General features: G+C 43.4%; 7 protein-coding genes. 6 read left to right on the forward strand and 1 reads right to left on the reverse strand.

The features are described from left to right. Positions 1-7: 7 nt before the first annotated feature. From B7721_RS03985 to rfbB, 4 genes are read left to right on the forward strand one after another with little or no spacing between them, the layout of a single operon-like run. Positions 8-1,060, forward strand: coding sequence for a galactofuranosyltransferase (locus B7721_RS03985; protein WP_084877625.1), 1,053 nt, complete (start codon positions 8-10; stop codon positions 1,058-1,060). Between the two features lie 48 nt (positions 1,061-1,108). Further along, positions 1,109-1,978, forward strand: a complete 870-nt coding sequence (gene rfbA / locus B7721_RS03990; RefSeq protein ID WP_084877626.1) for a glucose-1-phosphate thymidylyltransferase RfbA — start codon at positions 1,109-1,111, stop codon at positions 1,976-1,978. Further along, complete coding sequence (locus tag B7721_RS03995) at positions 1,979-2,572, forward strand: dTDP-4-dehydrorhamnose 3,5-epimerase family protein (RefSeq protein ID WP_084877628.1); 594 nt, start codon at positions 1,979-1,981, stop codon at positions 2,570-2,572. Positions 2,573-2,590: 18 nt separating this feature from the next. Further along, the gene (gene rfbB / locus B7721_RS04000) at positions 2,591-3,637 is read left to right on the forward strand and encodes a dTDP-glucose 4,6-dehydratase (protein WP_084877630.1); all 1,047 of its coding nucleotides are present in this window, start codon (positions 2,591-2,593) and stop codon (positions 3,635-3,637) included. Between the two features lie 60 nt (positions 3,638-3,697). Here the strand turns inward: rfbB and rfbD are convergent, their stop codons facing one another. Then, on the reverse strand, positions 3,698-4,552 hold the full coding sequence (gene rfbD / locus B7721_RS04005; protein ID WP_084877631.1) for a dTDP-4-dehydrorhamnose reductase: 855 nt from the start codon (positions 4,550-4,552) through the stop codon (positions 3,698-3,700). Between the two features lie 377 nt (positions 4,553-4,929). Here rfbD and B7721_RS04010 point away from each other — a divergent pair, with 377 nt between their 5' ends. Next, a complete protein-coding gene (locus tag B7721_RS04010; RefSeq protein WP_084877633.1) occupies positions 4,930-11,244 on the forward strand; it encodes a SpGH101 family endo-alpha-N-acetylgalactosaminidase in 6,315 nt (2,104 codons plus the stop codon). A gap of 139 nt (positions 11,245-11,383) precedes the next feature. Then, on the forward strand, positions 11,384-19,645 hold the full coding sequence (locus B7721_RS04015; RefSeq protein WP_084877635.1) for an SIALI-17 repeat-containing surface protein: 8,262 nt from the start codon (positions 11,384-11,386) through the stop codon (positions 19,643-19,645). Positions 19,646-19,679: the final 34 nt, after the last annotated feature.

Consider the following 19,679-nt stretch of genomic DNA (forward strand, 5'->3'; position numbering starts at 1 on the left):
AGAAAAGGTGAAATATTATCTGAAGGATTCATTTCTGCATAATGCACACGAAAAGAATGCAGGGAGTAAGGCACGAAATGACGTGGAAACTATTCTAATCTCAGAGGGTTATGAGGGGTTGGAGCTCAAGGTTGAGAATTGGTATAAGATGAATTTCTTTAAAGCTCAACAACACAAATATCGTGCGACCAAGTCTGTGTTTGATCAGTTGGAAGCTGGAGATGAATTGGTGATTCAGTTCCCTATTATCCACCATACATTTTTCATCTCACAACTCATTAAGCAGGCGCAAAAAAGAGGAGCAAAATTCTATCTGTTGATCCATGATATTGAAACCTTGCGTCATGCAGCAGGTTCAGAAGTGAAATTCCGTCATAAAGTGCGCAATTACTTCCAGGAAAAGAAAGCTTTGATGTCAGTGGATGGCATTATCGTTCATAACGATATCATGAAGAAAGTTCTAGTAGGTCAAGGAGTGCCAGCAGATAAAATGGTTAGCTTGGAGATTTTTGACTATCTGATTCCTAACTTTGAGGTGCAAGTTGTTCCTCAAAAAAATCAACCTATTATCGTAGCTGGAAATTTGAACCCTGCAAAGTCAGGTTATCTTTATAACTTGCCAGATCAGCCAGCCTATAACTTGTATGGAGTGGGCTATGATGAAAGTCGTGCATTGAAAAACACCACCTACTTTGGTTCCTTTATGCCGGATGACCTCCCAGCTGCTCTTGAAGGTAGTTTTGGTTTGGTCTGGGACGGAGACAGCTCAGAAACCTGCCAAGGTTCTTACGGAAACTACCTACGCTTTAACAACTCGCACAAGGCCTCTCTCTACTTAGCTTCAGGTTTTCCCCTAATAGTCTGGAAAGAGTCGGCTCTCTCACATTTTGTTCTGGATAAACAGTGTGGTCTAGCAGTTGATTCTCTACATGACCTCCAAAAAGTACTAGATGATTTGACAGATCAAGATTACATGGAACTGTCGGCTAATGCCAGACAAGTAGGAGTAGCGCTTCGAAATGGTGATTATCTGAAATCGGCTATTTCTAAATTGAAGTAAGAATTTGAAGCTACTCATTAATCAGTTCGTTAGAAAGGTTACTTCATTATGAAAGGTATTATTCTTGCAGGTGGTTCGGGAACGCGCCTGTACCCACTTACTCGGGCAGCGTCAAAACAGCTGATGCCGGTTTATGATAAACCCATGATTTACTATCCTTTGTCAACCTTGATGTTGGCAGGGATTAAGGACATTTTGATCATCTCAACACCACAGGATTTGCCCCGTTTTAAGGACCTGCTCTTGGATGGTTCCGAATTTGGAATCAAGCTTTCTTATGCGGAACAGCCAAGTCCCGATGGGCTTGCTCAAGCTTTTCTTATCGGTGAAGAATTTATCGGTGACGATAGTGTTGCCTTGATTTTGGGCGACAATATCTATCATGGACCTGGTTTGAGCAAAATGCTTCAAAAGGCAGCCCAGAAAGAGAAAGGTGCGACTGTTTTTGGCTACCAAGTGAAGGATCCAGAGCGTTTTGGTGTGGTCGAGTTTGATACAGACATGAATGCTATTTCCATAGAAGAAAAACCGGAGAATCCTCGCTCTAACTATGCAGTGACAGGTCTTTATTTCTATGACAATGACGTTGTGGAAATTGCCAAACAGATAAAACCAAGTGCACGTGGTGAGTTGGAAATCACAGATGTCAACAATGCTTATTTGAAACGTGGAGTTCTTTCTGTTGAGGTGATGGGCCGTGGTTTTGCTTGGTTGGATACTGGGACACACGAGAGCTTGTTAGAGGCTTCCCAATATATCGAAACGGTTCAACGAATGCAAAATCTCCAGGTTGCAAATCTGGAAGAAATTGCCTACCGAATGGGTTATATCAGCCGCGAAGATGTGCTGAAGCTGGCGCAACCTCTTAAGAAGAATGAATACGGACAATACCTGCTCCGTTTGATTGGAGAAATCTAGATGACAGATAATTTTTTCGGCAAAACACTAGCAGTGCGTAAGATTGATACCATTCCAGGTATGTTAGAGTTTGACATTCCAGTTCATGGAGACAATCGTGGCTGGTTTAAGGAAAATTTTCAGAAAGAAAAGATGCTACCGCTTGGTTTTCCTGAAAGCTTCTTTGTTGAAGGGAAACTGCAAAATAATGTCAGCTTTTCTCGTAAAAATGTTCTTCGAGGCCTTCATGCCGAACCTTGGGACAAGTATATCTCAGTAGCAGACAATGGGAAAGTTCTGGGTTCTTGGGTTGACCTACGTGAAGGTGGGACTTTTGGAAATGTTTATCAGACCGAGATTGATGCAAGTAAGGGAATCTTTGTCCCTCGTGGCGTAGCCAATGGTTTCCAAGTACTCTCGGATACAGTTTCTTATAGCTATCTGGTCAATGACTACTGGGCACTTGAACTCAAGCCTAAATATGCCTTTGTCAACTATGCAGACCCAGCCTTGGGAATTGAGTGGGATAATCTAGCAGAAGCAGAAGTTTCAGAAGCAGACAAACATCATCCCCTACTTAAGGATGTCAAACCACTAAGAAAAGAAGATTTGTAAAAAAGTTAAGGAATAAAAATGACTGAATACAAAAATATCATCGTGACGGGTGGAGCAGGATTTATCGGTTCTAACTTTGTTCATTATGTTTATAATAACTTTCCAGATGTTCATGTGACGGTACTGGACAAGCTGACTTATGCGGGTAATCGTGCCAATATTGAAGCAATTTTAGGTGATCGTGTTGAGTTGGTTGTTGGAGATATTGCAGATGCAACCTTGGTCGATAAGCTAGCTGCTCAAGCAGATGCCATTGTTCACTATGCGGCAGAAAGCCATAATGACAACTCGCTCAATGATCCGAGTCCATTTATCCACACCAACTTCATTGGGACTTACACTCTTTTGGAAGCAGCTCGTAAATACGACCTTCGTTTCCACCATGTGTCAACTGACGAAGTCTATGGTGACCTACCTCTGCGTGAAGATTTGCCAGGTCATGGAGAAGGTCCAGGTGAGAAATTTACGGCTGAAACCAAGTACAATCCCAGCTCGCCTTACTCATCAACTAAAGCAGCTTCAGATCTGATTGTCAAAGCTTGGGTGCGCTCATTTGGTGTTAAAGCGACTATTTCGAACTGTTCAAACAACTATGGTCCTTACCAACATATCGAGAAGTTTATTCCGCGCCAGATCACCAATATCTTGAGTGGTATCAAGCCAAAACTCTATGGTGAAGGTAAGAATGTCCGTGACTGGATCCATACCAATGACCATTCTTCAGGTGTTTGGACAATTTTGACAAAAGGTACAATCGGTGAAACCTACTTGATTGGTGCGGATGGTGAGAAGAACAATAAGGAAGTCCTGGAACTCATTCTCAAGGAAATGGGGCAACCAGCTGATGCTTATGACCATGTGACGGATCGAGCTGGTCACGACCTTCGCTATGCCATCGATGCTAGCAAGCTTCGTGATGAACTAGGGTGGAAGCCAGAGTTTACCAACTTTGAAGCAGGCCTCAAAGAGACCATCAAATGGTATACAGACAACCAAGACTGGTGGAAATCTGAAAAAGAAGCGGTAGAGGCTAACTATGCCAAGACGCAACAAGTAATTAACTAATCAGATACTAAAAAGCAAGAGACTTTGAGTTCTCTTGCTTTTTATGTATGTCGTAATCTTTTATTTTCTTACTTCTTGTTTATAAAACTCTTTAAGGGCATCCTGCCAGGTTGGAATGACGAAACCTGTCGCCTTTGCTTTTGTCAAGCTCATAGTTGAGTTGAGGGGGCGTTTAGCCTTAGCAGGGAACTCGCTGGAGTCTACTGGAATCACTTCAACATCGCTGTCTTTAAGAATCTCGACAGCGAAGTCATACCAAGTGGTATCTTCAGTGGAGTCATTTGATAAGTGGTAGTAGCCAAATGCTTTTTGATTTTCAGTCAAGTAGGTCATGAACTCAGCCAAGGTACGTGTCCAAGTTGGACGACCGTGTTGGTCGTTGACAACAGTGAGAGTTTTATGGATTTTGGCTAGATTTTGCATGGTAAAAACAAAGTTCTTTCCATAATTTCCAAAGACCCAAGCAGTGCGGATGATGTAATACTGTGACGTAAGGTTTTCAACGAGTTCTTCACCCATTCGCTTGGTACGTCCGTACTCTGTCTGCGGATCAGGTAGGTCATCGACTTCCCATTCTTGTCCGATGGGTTTCTTCCCATCAAAGACGTAGTCTGTCGAGATATAGACCAGAGTAGCTCCGTATTTCTCAGAGACCTTGGCTACATTTTCAGTTCCAGTTACGTTTATGGCAAAATCCAGTTCTTTCCCCTCGTCTTCTGCAGCATCAACAGCAGTATAAGCTGCACAATGATAGACTAGAGTTGGATTAACCTCGGCAAAGACTTTCTCAACCATTTCAGCATTGGTGATATCCATTTCGGCCACATCTACTGCAACATAGTCCACATTTCGTTCATCTAGTAAATAACGTAGTTCGGTACCGAGTTGACCATTTGCACCTGTAATTAATATCATTGTCTTCTCCTTAACTTTTCTTCTATCTAATCATAGCAAAAAAATGATAAAAAATCTGATTTTCGGTCCTTATTTTGATGGTTTCTATCCGATAAGAATCTGTTTTTGAAATGAAACTGTTTATTAGATTCTTTGAGATAGAATTTTTTATAGCTGTAAAGCTATTCTTAAAATTCTAAGCGTTAGCACTGTTCAGAAAAGAGAAAATTTTAGTGAATTTTACCTATTTCCTATTGCTTTCTGGTCTTTTATTTGTTATATTAAAAGTACAATTATTTTTTATTTATAACAGTTAAGCAGAGCACTTTCAGAGAAAGGAGTATTTTTTAAAAAAGAAATGTAAACGCTTACTGGAAAATGAAAGGATTTAGGAGTTCATGGATAAACGATTTTTTGAAAAACGCTGTAAGTTTAGTATTCGTAAGTTTACGCTTGGGGTAGCTTCGGTGATGATTGGAGCGACTTTCTTCGCAGCTAGCCCAGTATTGGCTGATCAAGCAAGAGTTGGTTCAACAGATAATTTGCCGAGTGAACTAGCTGATTTGGATAAGAAGGCTAGTGATGAGGGGCACGATTTTGACAAGGAAGCTGCCGCTCAGAATCCTGGTTCAGCTGAAACTACTGGAGGCCCTCAAACAGAAGAAGAGTTGTTGGCTCAAGAAAAAGAAAAGTCTGAAAAGCCAAGCAATCTGCCAAAAGAATTAGAAGATAAGTTGGAGAAAGCTGAAGACAATGGGCGCGAAGTTGACAAGGATCAATTAGCCCAAGATACTGGGAAGCTCGTCCCAGAAGATGTGGCTAAGACTACCAATGGGGAATTAAACTACGGCGCGACTGTTAAGATTAAGACACCATCAGGAGAAGGCAGCGGTATTGTCGTTGCTAAAGACCTTGTCTTGACGGTTTCTCATAACTTTATCAAGGACAGCCAAGACGGCAATATCCGTAAGGTTGTGGACAATGATCAGGGGGATGGAGATATCTATAGCATCTCATATCCAGGATTGCCAGATGTCAAGTTTAGCAAGAAAGATATCATTCATTGGGATCGTGAAGGCTATTTGAAGGGCTTCAAAAATGATTTGGCCCTTGTGAGATTGCGTACAGTTCTAGAAAATACGCCTGTTGAAGTAACCAAAAAGCCAGTAGTTAAGAAAATCGGAGATAAACTTCATGTCTTTGGTTATCCAGAAGGGAAATTGAATCCGATTGTCAATACTACAGTTGATTTTGCGGAACCATACGGAGAAGGTGTCCAAGGGATTGGTTACCAAGGAGGAAAACCGGGCGCTAGTGGTGGCGGTATCTTTGATACAGAAGGCAAACTAGTCGGTGTTCACCAAAATGGTGTAGTTGGAAAACGGAGCGGAGGTATTCTCTTCTCACCAGCTCAACTAAAATGGATCCAAGACCACATGCAGGGGATTTCAAGTGTGAAACCAGCAGACTTGGAAGAGAAAGAAAAACCGGCTGAAGAAAAACCAAAAGAGGATAAACCTGCAGCTGCTAAACCTGAAACCCCTAAGACAGTAACTCCTGAATGGCAAACAGTAGCGAATAAAGAGCAACAAGGAACAGTTACGGTTCGTGAAGAAAAAGGTGTCCGCTACAATCAATTGTCTTCAACTGCACAGAACGACAATGGCGATAAACCAGCCTTGTTTGAAAAACAAGGATTGACAGTTGATGCTAATGGAAATGCGACGGTTGATTTAACCTTCAAAGATGATTCTGAAAAGGGCAAATCACGCTTTGGTGTCTTCTTGAAATTTAAAGATACCAAGAACAATGTTTTTGTTGGTTATGATAAGGACGGCTGGTTCTGGGAGTATAAATCTCCAACCGATAGCACCTGGTATAAGGGGGGGCGTGTAGCAGCGCCTGAGACAGGATCAATTAACCGCCTATCAATTACCCTCAAGTCAGATGGACAACTCAATGCAACGAATAATGATGAGAAACTCTTTGATACAGTAACTCTACCAGCTGCGGTCAATGACCATCTTAAAAATGAGAAGAAAATTCTTCTCAAGGCGGGCTCCTATGGCGATGAGCGAACAGTTGTTAGCGTTAAAACGGATAACCAAGAGGGGGTGAAAACAGAGGATACTCCTGCTGAAAAAGAAACAGGTCCTGAAATTGATGATAGCAAGGTGACTTATGACACGATCCAGTCTAAGGTCCTCAAAGCAGTGATTGACCAAGCCTTCCCACGTATTAAAGAATACAGTTTGAACGGGCATACCTTGCCAGGACAAGTTCAACAATTCAATAAAGTATTTATCAACAAACACGAAGTTACACCTGAAGTTACTTACAAAAAAATCAATGAGACAACTGCAGAGTACTTGATGAAGCTTCGCGATGATGCTAATCTTATCAATGCGGAAATGACAGTTCGTTTGCAAGTTGTGGATAATCAATTGCACTTTGATGTGACCAAGATTGTCAACCATAATCAAGTTACTCCAGGTCAAAAGATTGATGACGAAAGAAAATTGCTTTCCACGATTAGTTTCCTTGGTAATGCTTTAGTCTCTGTTTCGAGTGATCAAGCTGGTGCTAAGTTTGATGGGGCAACCATGTCAAACAATACCCATGTTAGCGGAGATGATCATATCGATGTAACCAATCCAATGAAAGACTTGGCTAAGGGTTACATGTATGGATTTGTTTCTACAGATAAGCTTGCTGCAGGTGTTTGGAGCAACTCTCAAAACAGCTACGGTGGTGGTTCGTATGATTGGACTCGTTTGACAGCCTATAAAGAAACAGTTGGAAATGCCAACTATGTCGGAATTCATAGCTCTGAATGGCAATGGGAAAAAGCTTATAAGGGCATTGTCTTCCCAGAGTATACTAAGGAACTTCCAAGTGCCAAGGTTGTTATCACCGAAGACGCCAATGCAGACAATAAAGTCGATTGGCAAGATGGTGCCATTGCTTATCGTAGCATTATGAACAACCCCCAAGGTTGGGAAAAAGTTAAGGATATTACAGCTTATCGTATCGCGATGAACTTTGGTTCACAAGCACAAAACCCATTCCTCATGACTCTAGATGGTATCAAGAAAATCAATCTCCATACAGATGGTCTTGGCCAAGGTGTTCTCCTTAAAGGATATGGTAGCGAAGGCCATGACTCTGGTCACTTGAACTATGCTGATATTGGTAAACGTATTGGTGGTGTTGAAGATTTCAAGACCTTGATTGCGAAAGCGAAGAAATATGGTGCTCATCTAGGTATCCATGTTAACGCTTCTGAGACTTATCCTGAGTCTAAATACTTCAATGAAAAAATCCTCCGTAAGAATCCAGATGGTAGCTATAGCTATGGCTGGAACTGGCTAGACCAAGGTATCAACATTGATGCTGCTTATGACCTAGCACATGGCCGTTTGGCACGTTGGGAAGATTTGAAGAAAAAACTTGGTGACGGTCTCGACTTTATCTATGTGGACGTTTGGGGTAATGGTCAATCAGGTGATAACGGTGCCTGGGCTACCCACGTTCTTGCAAAAGAAATCAACAAGCAAGGCTGGCGCTTTGCAATCGAGTGGGGCCATGGTGGTGAGTACGACTCTACCTTCCATCACTGGGCTGCTGACTTGACCTACGGTGGCTATACTAATAAAGGTATCAACAGTGCCATCACCCGCTTTATCCGTAACCATCAAAAAGATGCTTGGGTAGGGGACTACAGAAGTTACGGTGGTGCAGCAGATTATCCACTTCTAGGTGGCTACAGCATGAAAGACTTTGAAGGCTGGCAAGGAAGAAGTGATTACAATGGCTACGTGACTAACCTCTTTGCCCATGACTTGATGACCAAGTACTTCCAACACTTCACTGTAAGTAAATGGGAAAATGGTACACCAGTTACCATGTCTGATAACGGTAGCACCTATAAATGGACTCCAGAAATGAAGGTTGAGCTAGTCGATGCAGCAGGTAACAAGGTTGTTGTGACTCGTAAGTCAAATGATGTCAATAGCCCACAATACCGCGAACGTACAGTAACGCTCAACGGGCGTGTCATCCAAGATGGCTCAGCTTACTTGACTCCTTGGAACTGGGATGCAAATGGTAAGAAACTTACTACTGAAAAGGAAAAAATGTACTACTTCAATACGCAAGCTGGTGCAACAACTTGGACCCTTCCGAGTGATTGGGCAAATAGCAAGGTTTACCTTTACAAGCTAACTGACCAAGGTAAGACAGAAGAGCAAGAACTAACTGTAAAAGATGGCAAGATTACCCTAGACCTTCTAGCAAATCAACCATATGTTCTCTACCGTTCAAAACAAACCAATCCTGAAATGTCATGGAGCGAAGGCATGCACATCTATGACCAAGGATTTAACAGTGGAACCTTGAAACACTGGACCATCTCTGGTGATGCTTCCAAGGCAGAAATTGTCAAATCACAAGGCGCAAATGAAATGCTTCGTATCCAAGGTAATAAGAGCAAGGTTAGCCTTACTCAGAAACTGACTGGCTTGAAACCAAATACCAAGTATGCTGTTTATGTCGGTGTTGATAACCGTAGTAATGCTAAGGCAAGTATCACAGTGAATACTGGCGAAAAAGAAGTGACTACTTATACCAATAAGTCACTCGCTCTCAACTATATCAAAGCATATGCTCATAACAATCGTCGTGAAAATGCTACAGTTGATGATACAAGTTACTTCCAAAACATGTACGCCTTCTTTACAACTGGATCGGACGTATCAAATGTTACTTTGACATTGAGTCGTGAAGCTGGTGATGAAGCAACATACTTTGATGAAATTCGTACCTTTGAAAACAATTCAAGCATGTACGGAGACAAGCATGATACAGGTCAAGGAACTTTCAAACAAGACTTTGAAAATGTAGCTCAAGGAATCTTCCCATTTGTAGTAGGTGGTGTCGAAGGTGTCGAAGATAACCGCACTCACTTGTCTGAAAAACACGATCCATATACACAGCGTGGATGGAACGGTAAGAAAGTCGATGATGTTATCGAAGGAAATTGGTCATTGAAGACAAATGGACTAGTGAGCCGTCGTAACTTGGTTTACCAAACTATTCCGCAAAACTTCCGTTTTGAAGCTGGTAAGACTTACCGTGTAACCTTTGAATACGAAGCAGGCTCTGACAATACCTACGCCTTTGTCGTCGGTAAGGGAGAATTCCAATCAGGACGTCGCGGTACTCAGGCAAGCAACTTGGAAATGCACGAGTTGCCAAATACCTGGACAGATTCTAAGAAAGCCAAGAAGGCAACCTTCCTCGTGACAGGTGCAGAAACAGGCGATACTTGGGTAGGTATCTACTCAACTGGAAACGCAAGCAATACTCGTGGTGATTCTGGTGGAAATGCCAACTTCCGTGGTTACAACGACTTCATGATGGACAATCTTCACATTGAGGAAATTACCCTAACAGGTAAGATGTTGACAGAAAATGCTCTGAAAAACTACTTGCCAACGGTTGCCATGACCAACTACACGAAAGAGTCTATGGATGCTTTGAAAGAGGCAGTCTTTAACCTCAGTCAGGCAGATGATGACATTAGCGTGGAAGAAGCGCGTGCAGAGATTGCCAAGATTGAAGCCTTGAAGAATGCTTTGGTTCAGAAGAAGACAGCCTTGGTAGCAGAAGACTTTGAAAGTTTGGATGCGCCAGCTCAACCAGGTGAAGGTCTTGAGAATGCCTTTGATGGTAATGTGTCTAGTCTATGGCATACATCTTGGAATGGTGGAGATGTAGGCAAGCCTGCAACCATGGTATTGAAAGAACCAACTGAAATCACAGGACTTCGCTACGTTCCACGTGGATCAGGTTCAAATGGTAACTTGCGTGATGTGAAACTGGTTGTCACAGATGAGTCTGGCAAGGAGCATACCTTCACCGTGACAGATTGGCCAGATAACAACAAGCCAAAAGACATTGACTTTGGCAAGACAATCAAGGCTAAGAAAATTGTCCTTACTGGTACCAAGACTTACGGAGATGGTGGTGATAAATACCAATCTGCAGCGGAACTCATCTTTACCCGTCCACAGGTAGCAGAAACACCGCTTGACATGTCTGGCTATGAAGCAGCTTTGGCTAAGGCGCAGAAATTAACAGACAAGGACAATCAAGAGGAAGTGGCTAGCGTTCAGGCGAGCATGAAATATGCGACGGATAACCATCTCTTGACGGAAAGAATGGTGGCCTACTTCGCAGACTATCTCAACCAATTAAAAGATTCTGCTACGAAACCAGACGCTCCAACAAGTAGCAAGGGGGAAGAACAACCACCAGTTCTTGATGTACCTGAGTTCAAAGGCGGCGTCAATGCAGCAGAAGCAGCTGTACATGAAGTCCCTGAGTTCAAAGGCGGCGTTAATGCGGTTGAAGCAGCTGTCAATGAAGCCCCAGAGTTTAAGGGCGGCGTCAATGCGGTTCAAGCCTTGGTAAACGAGAAACCAGCCTACACAGGTGTATTGGCTACCGCTGGAGATCAAGCAGCTCCAACAGTTGAAAAACCTGAGTACCCGCTCACTCCAAGCCCAGTATCTGATACCCAAACTCTGGAAGATAAAGAAGAGAAACTTCCTGCTACAGGAGAACATGGTTCAGAAGCTGCCCTCTTCTTAGCAAGTGTGAGTATCGCTTTATCTGCTGCGGTCCTTGCGACAAAACGTAAAGAAGATTAATGAGATTTGATTTCAGCTGTTCAAAGCAATTCGAATCAAAAGGAACAAACAGCCGGAGAGGACCTCTTGGTTCTCTCCTTTTTCAAAGGAGAAATGATACCGCTTACTCATGTATGCGGATGAAAGGAATAGGAGAAAGATGGATAGACATTTTTTTGAGAAACGCTGTCACTATAGTATAAGAAAATTTGCAATCGGTGCAGCCTCCGTTATGATTGGTGCTAGTATCTTTGGCGCCAATATGGTTCAGGCGGCAGAAACAGCAACACCTTCAGAGACAGAGGGAAGTATCACTCATGTTCAAGCCTTGGATAAGTTACCAGATGATTTAGCCGCTGCGCTTGAAAAGGCGGATGCAGAAGCTGCAACAGAAGCAAGTCATGAAGAAACTCCAGCGACTGATGAGGGAACCAATCCTGCAGCAAGTGAAGAGACAAAACCAGAGACAAGTCCTGCAAGTCCCAAACCAGCAGAAACGCCAAAACCGGTTGAAACACCAAAGGCAGACAATCAACCTACGGAAACCCCTACACCAGCAGTAAAACCAGCAGTAAAACCAGCTGAAAAGACAATCGAAGATAGAGAAGATGTCAACCATCTCGAGGGTGCTACTGCCCAAGCGAGCAACCATGAGACTGGGACAAACTTTACTGCAGATAAGGCCATTGATGGAGATGACAATACTCGTTGGGCAACAGATAGAGATGTACCAAAACCAACCTTCGAATTAACTCTTCCAAAAACTACTCTCATCAAGCATGTAGAAATTGACTGGGATCGTCGTCTTCGTAATGGGCAAAATGACCCAAATATCAAATCTTGGAGTCTCTACTATGCAGGTCAAGAAGACGTGGGCGCTAATGGAGAAAAACAATGGAAACTAGCTCATACCAAAACCGGAGAACCTGTTTTAGACGAGAAAGTTGACCTAGCTGAAAGTATCAAAGCTAAGTACCTCAAATTGGAGGTCAATAATTACCAAGCTGGCACAATGGGTTGGAGAAATGTTGGAATCCAAGAAATTCGAGCTTATTCAAACGTTCCGGACCATAGTAAGGTAACGGATATCCGCCAAGTAACCGAACTAACAGTAGCAGAAGATGGACAGTCTCTTGTCTTACCAACTTTACCAGGAAAAGTCAGCCTCATCGGAAGCAACAAGCAAGGTGTGATTGACCTTCAAAATCACATCTATAAGCCTTTGACAGACCAACGCGTCAAGGTCATGGTGCAACAAATCAGAGACAGTCATACCTTTACAAAAGAGTTTGAAGTAGTCATCAAGGGGCTACATCAGGACGAAGGTGTGGGTGTGAAGCCAAAAGTAGCACCAGCTGTTCAACAATGGTATGGGAAAGAAGGCCAATCTTCTATCACTTCAGATACAGTCCTTGCGACAGGAGATTCGGGCTTTGATCAGGCTGCAACTTTCTACCAGTCAGACCTTGCCAGCCGTGGATTGGAACTGGCGACAGGTGACAAGCAGGCTCAAAAACGAATCGAATTTAAAAAGGTTGAAAACAAGGGTTATGGTAAAGAAGGGTATGGCATCACTATCCAAAATGATGTGATTACCATCGAAGCTGCCACAAACACAGGAGCCTTCTACGCCACTCGTACTCTTCTTCAAATGGGAGAAACAGACCTACAAAATGGCGAAATTCGTGATTTCCCAAGTTTCAGCCACCGTGGCTTTATGTTGGATACAGGTCGTAAATTTATCCCTTATGACACTCTTGTAGACATCATGCTCAACATGGCTTACTACAAGATGAATGACTTGCAGTTGCACCTCAACGATAACTATATCTTCCTTAAGGAACACTTGGCAGGTAAGAGCTTAACACCAGAAGAAGAGCTTAAGTACGTTCTAGAACATGCCAAGACTGGTTTCCGTGTGGAGACAGACATTGTCGGTAAGAATGGTCAAAAATTGACATCAGATGAGCACTATACCAAGGAAGAAATGCAAAATCTGATTAAACTTGCCAAGGCCTTGCATATCAATCTAGTACCAGAAATCGACACACCAGGTCACGCCTTATCCTTTGTCAAAGTTCGCCCAGACCTCATGTATCAAGGTAGCCTGAGCGATTATGCAGGCAAGCACAATGTTGAACGAGTTGCCATGCTGGACTTGGATACTAAGTATGAAGAAACTCTTAAATTTGTCAAATCCGTTTATGACAAACTCCTCGATGGTCCAGATGCACCACTTCATGGGGTATCCACTGTTCATATCGGAACGGATGAATACTATGGTAGCAGAGAAAGTTACCGTCGCTATGTCAATGATTTGACCCAATATATCAAGTCTAAAGGTTACACCCCTCGTATCTGGGGCTCACTCAGTGCGAAACGTGGGAACACTCCTGTTGATTGGAACGGAGTAGAGGTTGATATCTGGAGTATCGGATGGCAACGACCAAATGAAGCCATTGCTCAGGGAGCTAAAATTATCAACATCACAGATGTGCCGACATATAGTGTGCCAAGTGGAAGCAATAGTCAAGCAGCCTACGGGGACTATGCTAACTACGAACGTCAGTACAATAGCTGGACACCAAATGATTTTAGAACAGGTGGAGGTCCACTTCTACCAGCTTCTCATCCAAGTATCCTTGGTGGTGGTCACGCAGTTTGGAATGACAATATCGACCTTCATGAGACCGGTTTGACCTCTTATGACATCTTCAAACGCTTCTTCAAGAGCATGCAAACCACTGCGGAACGCACTTGGGGATCAGACCGTGCAGCTGTGACCTTTGCAGAACGCACCCTACCAACAAGCCCTTATGCGCCACAGTCAAATCCTGATAAAGAGATTGATCAAAGCGACTTGTTTACCATCAATCCTGAAACCGTCAAGAACTATGCAAGCAAGAAGGTGAAGACAAGCGAGCAGGGATTGGCTTTTGAGAAAGACAGCAGTATCGAAGGCTTGGCAGGTGATGTTGGCCCAAGTCATGTCTTGAAGTTTGATGTGACTGTCACTGGAGACGGTGAACAAACCTTCTCAACAAGTGGGGACAATCGTATCTATTTAGCTGATAAAGATGGCTACCTTGCTTATCAATTTGAACAGTTCCATATCCAATTCAAGAAAAAACTTGAAAAGAACAAACGTTATCAAATCTCTATCGTGACCAAACCACAATCTACAGAAGTCTATGTGGATGGTGAAAAGATTGAGCGTATTGCAAATCCAGCCCACCCTCGCTTTGCCCACAATAGCTTGGTACTACCGCTTGAAAGCATCGGTGGTTTCAAAGGAATCTTGCATAGCGCAGAGTTGTCAGACAAACCATTTGTAAATCCTCGTTTGATTTCAAATGATAAGATTACAGCAACCGCAAGCAGTCAGCAACTTCCAGGAAACGCAACTGAAGGCGCTGTTGAAAAGGCCTTTGACAATGATCCAAATACCTTCTGGCATACTAAGTGGACTGGTGACACTGCGCCATACACCCTTACTATGACCTTGAAAGAAGCAGAAAAAGTCAATGGCTTGACGTATCTCCCACGCCCAGGTGGTGGAAATGGTGTTGTGACACGCTACGAAATCTACGCACAAAAAGATGGCCAAATGGTCAAGGTTTCAGAAGGAAACTGGGACAACAACGCCCAAGAAAAAACAGTCAACTTTGCGGCGGTAGATACCAATAAGATTGAGTTGAAAGTATTGGAAGGCGTTGGTGGCTTTGCAAGTGCAGCTGAAGTTCATCTATTAAAACCTGTCAAAGAAGAGCAAGAAACGCCTGCACCAAGTCAACCAGAAAAACCAACTACACCAGAAAAACCAAAAGTAGAGCAAACAGGTGATGGAACAGTTGAATTGGCAGAACAATTCGCTGCAAGTAAACCAGCTAGCGAAGATAGCATTGCAGCTGCCAGCAAGAGCGCAGACTATCTCAAGAAAGAGTACAAGGTCTTCCCAACTCCACAAAAGGTGACTTATGGAGAAGGTGTTACAGCTCTTCGCAAGCAAGTCAATCTGGTCATGGGCGATCAACTCGATATCTATACTCGCAATCGCTTGAAGAGTGTTTTGCAGGATAATCAAGTATCTTATACAACTGGTAAGGCAGCAATCGCTGGCGCAACCAATATCTATCTTGGAGTGCATGGACAAGGTTCACAAGCAGAGCAAAACTTGTCCAAGGTTTCAGCAGGTCTCTTTGACAAGATTGACGCCTATGTCTTGAGCATCAAGGATAACTCGATTTCTATCGTCGGGAAAGATACAGATGCAGTCTTCTATGGTTTGACAACTCTGAAACATATGCTCAAGGAAAGTCAAGTTCCAGTTCTTCGCAATGTGACAGTAGAAGATTACGCAGAGCTCAAGAACCGTGGTTTCATCGAAGGTTACTATGGAAATCCATGGTCGAATGCCGATCGTGCAGAGCTCATGCGTTACGGCGGCGATTTGAAATTGAACCAATACTTCTTTGCACCAAAAGATGATCCATACCACAACAAGAAATGGCGTGAACTTTATCCAGAAGAAAAACTAGCTGAAATCCGTGAACTTGCTCGTGTCGGAAATCAAAGTAAGACTCGCTATGTCTGGACTATCCATCCATTCATGAACAACCGCATCCGCTTTGGCAATGAAGCGCATTACCAAGAAGATTTGGCAACCATCAAGGCCAAATTTACCCAGTTGATGAAAGTGGGTGTCCGCGAATTTGGTATCCTTGCAGATGATGCACCAAGCCCTGTCGGAGGCTACAATAGCTATAACCGCTTGATGCAAGATATGACCAAGTGGTTGACTGAAATGCAGGGAACCTACAGCGGTCTTCGCAAAGAAATGATCTTTGTTCCTGGACAGTATTGGGGTAATGGACGTGAGGATGAGTTGAAATCCCTCAATGAAAATCTCCCAAGTTCAACATCCATGACCTTGACGGGTGGTAAGATTTGGGGCGAAGTCTCTGAAAACTTCCTTTCAACTCTCAAGAACAATCTATCCGCAGGTGGAAAGACCTATCGCCCAGTTTCACTTTGGATTAACTGGCCTGTAACAGATAACTCTAAACAGCACTTGATTCTAGGTGGTGGTGAGAAATTCCTTCATCCGAATGTGGATCCTAGCTTGCTATCTGGTATCATGTTGAACCCAATGCAACAGTCTGAACCATCTAAGATTGCCCTCTTTTCAGGAGCTCAATACTCATGGAAACAGTGGAAATCAGAAGAAGAAGCCAAGAAAATCAATGATATTGCCTTCAACTTTGTAGAAAATGGTCATTTTGAAGATAGCAAGGTATCAGCAGCCTTCCGCGAACTTGGTAAGCACATGATCAACCAAAACATGGATAATCGTGTCGTCAAACTAGAAGAATCGGTAGACTTGGCTCCAAAATTAACAGACTTCATGACCAAGCTCAAAGCAGGTCAGGATGTGACTGCTGAACGTGCAGCCTTGCGTGCAGAATTTGCCAAGATTAAAGAAGCAGCTGAACTCTATAAAGCATCAGGCGATAAAAAAATGGTTGCCCAAATCCACTATTGGTTGGATAATGCAATCGATCAAATGAATGCCCTCGATGCCTTCCTTACAGGAACTGAAGCCATGGCTACAAACGATGCAGCCAAACTCTGGGATAGCTACTATAAAGGCTTGAAGTTCTACGAACAGTCTCAAACTCACACCTTCCACTATGTAGACCATATGGAAAAAGCTGAATTGGGTGTTCAACATATTCGTCCATTTATCCTATCCTTGAAGGAAGTTCTAGCGTCTGAAGTTCAAAAAGTCTTGCACCCAGACCAAATCATCAGCACCTTTATCACCAATCGAACAGGGGTAGAAGGTGGTTTGGCAGAAGTAACGGATGGCGACTTGGCAACCCATGCGATTATTAAATCACCAAATAGCATCAAGACAGGTGATTATATTGGTATGAAGTTCAACAAACCAGTAGCGATTCAAACCTTGACCTTTGCTATGGGAACGCAGGCAAATCCACGTGATACCTTTAGTAAGGCAGAAGTGCAGTATCAAGATGAAAACGATAACTGGGTAACCTTGAAAGAGCCAAGCTATGTCGGAAATGAATCCCTTCTTAAGTTTGAAAATCTCAATATCAAGGCCAAGGCAGTTCGCATGATTGCGACAGCAGATCGCGAGAATACTTGGTTTGCAGTTCAGGAAATTGCAGTCAACCGTCCAGTTGAAAAAGTTCGTAGCCAACAAGTAACGACAGTTAGTCTAAGCTCAAACTTAGTTTACAAACTAAATACTTCAGCCCGTCAAATCACTGATGGCAAGGACAATACAGAAGCCATGATGGCAAATGCTGACGGTAGCAATACGACACCAGTAGATGCTTGGGCACAACTTGACCTCGGTGAAGTCAAGTCAGTCACTAAAGTACGACTTCGCCAAGGAACAGGTGATAAACTTGCAGCAGGTGTGCTTGAGTATTCTACAGACGGTACTACTTGGCAGGAACTCGATCGCTTGTCAGGTGAGCAAACCAAGGAAGTGACCAGAGCGATCAATGCTCGTTACATCCGAGTCCGCAATACCAAGGCCCTTGACCTCTGGTGGCGTATCCAGGACTTCTCTGTTGAGACACGCTCTGGAAACAGTGAGTTAACAGACACCAACGTCGATGCCTTGAAGGAAACGCCGGTAGTGGATAGCTTGGGACATTATGAACTTCAAATTCCAGCTGGAACCAAACTTCCTGCAAATAGCTATCTAGGTATGAAACTTGACCGTATCCATCAAATCAAGAGCATCCAGCTCCAAGGCCAAGCCAACCCAGCTCTTAGCCTTGAGTACTCTGCAAATGCACAAGAATGGACGCCAGCTAGTCAGTTGACTGATAGATCTGCAGCAAGCCACTTGGTACGTTATGTTCGTCTGGTCAATAAAACAGATCAGGAACAAGCTGTGACAGCCACTTCTCTCCTTGTGACGACTAAAGAAGTGCAACCAACAAAATTGGAATCAACTTCAATGGGAATTCACCCAACATACGGAAGTAATGATGTTCGTAAACTGAACAACCTAGATCAACTATTTGATGGTGTTTACAACAACTTTGTTGAGTTTTCAGACTATGCTCGTAAAGATGGTCACGTGACCTTGAAACTTGGCAGCGAACGCACCATCAAGAAGATTAGAGCTTACATCCAAGACGGAACTCAAAACTATCTTCGTGATGGTAAGATTCAAGTCAGCCAAGACGGTAAAACTTGGACAGATGTCGTGACAGTAGGAGATGGTGTGGCTAATAGTCCACACGATGATTCATTGACAGATGGTTGGACACATGATTCTAAGATGCCAGGAAATCGCTATATCGAGGGTGAATTGACGACACCAGTCAAAGCTAACTATCTCCGTGTCCTCTATACGGCAGACTATGATGCCCGTTTTGTAGGCTTTACAGAATTGGTCATCAACGATGGTGAGTTTGTCAAACCAATCAATGATCCAACAGTAGAAGGAAGCGGTGGAGAAAGCCAAGGCAACTTCTACAATAATCTTGTAGACGGAAAAGTCTTGACCAGCTATAAGTCTGAAAAAGACAAGGGCGAGTTGGTTTATCACTTGTCTGAGCCGACCAATGCTAACCACCTTCGTCTCGTTTCTAGTCTTCCTGAAGGAGCGAAAGCACGTATTCTTGCTAGAACACTCAAGGATGGTCAAGACAGCTGGACAGACCTCGGTGCCATTACATCCAGTCTCCAAACTTTTGCTATCCGAAATGGCGGCTCTCTTCTAGACGTCAAATTAGTCTGGGAAGGCGGCAAGGCTGAGTTTTATGAATTGGCAAGCTTCCATCAAGAATTAACAGAAGAACCTGTTCAATCAAGTAAGGGCGAAGAGCCAGCACCTGTTCTTGAGGTTCCTGAATTCACAGGCGGTGTCAATGCAGTTGAAGCCCTAGTACATGAACTTCCAGAGTACACAGGCCCAGTAGCGACAGTAGGTGACCAAGCTGCTCCAACAGTAGAGAAACCTGAGTTCAAAGGTGGTGTCAATGCAGTTGAAGCCCTAGTACATGAACTTCCAGAGTACACAGGTCCAGTAGCGACAGTAGGTGACCAAGCTGCTCCGACAGTAGAGAAACCTGAGTTCAAGGGCGGTGTCAATGCTGTTATGGCACTGGTACATGAGCTTCCAGAATACACAGGTCCATTATCGACAGTAGGCGACCAAGCAGCTCCGACAGTAGAGAAACCTGAGTTTAAACTTAGCACTCTAGTTTCTGATCAAGGTAAGACTCCAGATCATAAACAAGAAATTGCTAGACAAGAAACAGCAAAACAGAGCTTGCCAGCAACAGGTGAGAGTCAATCTGACACAGCCCTCTTCCTAGCAGGTGTTAGCCTAGCCCTATCTGCTCTCTTTGTAGCAAAAACAAAGAAAGACTAGGATTATAAAACCTTCTAAGATTGATTAAGAGTAT

Source organism: Streptococcus oralis subsp. oralis, assembly GCF_002096445.1.
GTDB lineage: Bacteria > Bacillota > Bacilli > Lactobacillales > Streptococcaceae > Streptococcus > Streptococcus oralis_N.

Coding starts and splice junctions, on each gene's coding strand:
- B7721_RS03995 (WP_084877628.1), top strand. CDS start 1,979: ATGACAGATAATTTTTTCGGCAAAACACTAGCAGTGCGTAAGATTGAT.
- B7721_RS04015 (WP_084877635.1), top strand. CDS start 11,384: ATGGATAGACATTTTTTTGAGAAACGCTGTCACTATAGTATAAGAAAA.
- rfbA (WP_084877626.1), top strand. CDS start 1,109: ATGAAAGGTATTATTCTTGCAGGTGGTTCGGGAACGCGCCTGTACCCA.
- rfbD (WP_084877631.1), bottom strand. CDS start 4,552: ATGATATTAATTACAGGTGCAAATGGTCAACTCGGTACCGAACTACGT.
- B7721_RS04010 (WP_084877633.1), top strand. CDS start 4,930: ATGGATAAACGATTTTTTGAAAAACGCTGTAAGTTTAGTATTCGTAAG.
- rfbB (WP_084877630.1), top strand. CDS start 2,591: ATGACTGAATACAAAAATATCATCGTGACGGGTGGAGCAGGATTTATC.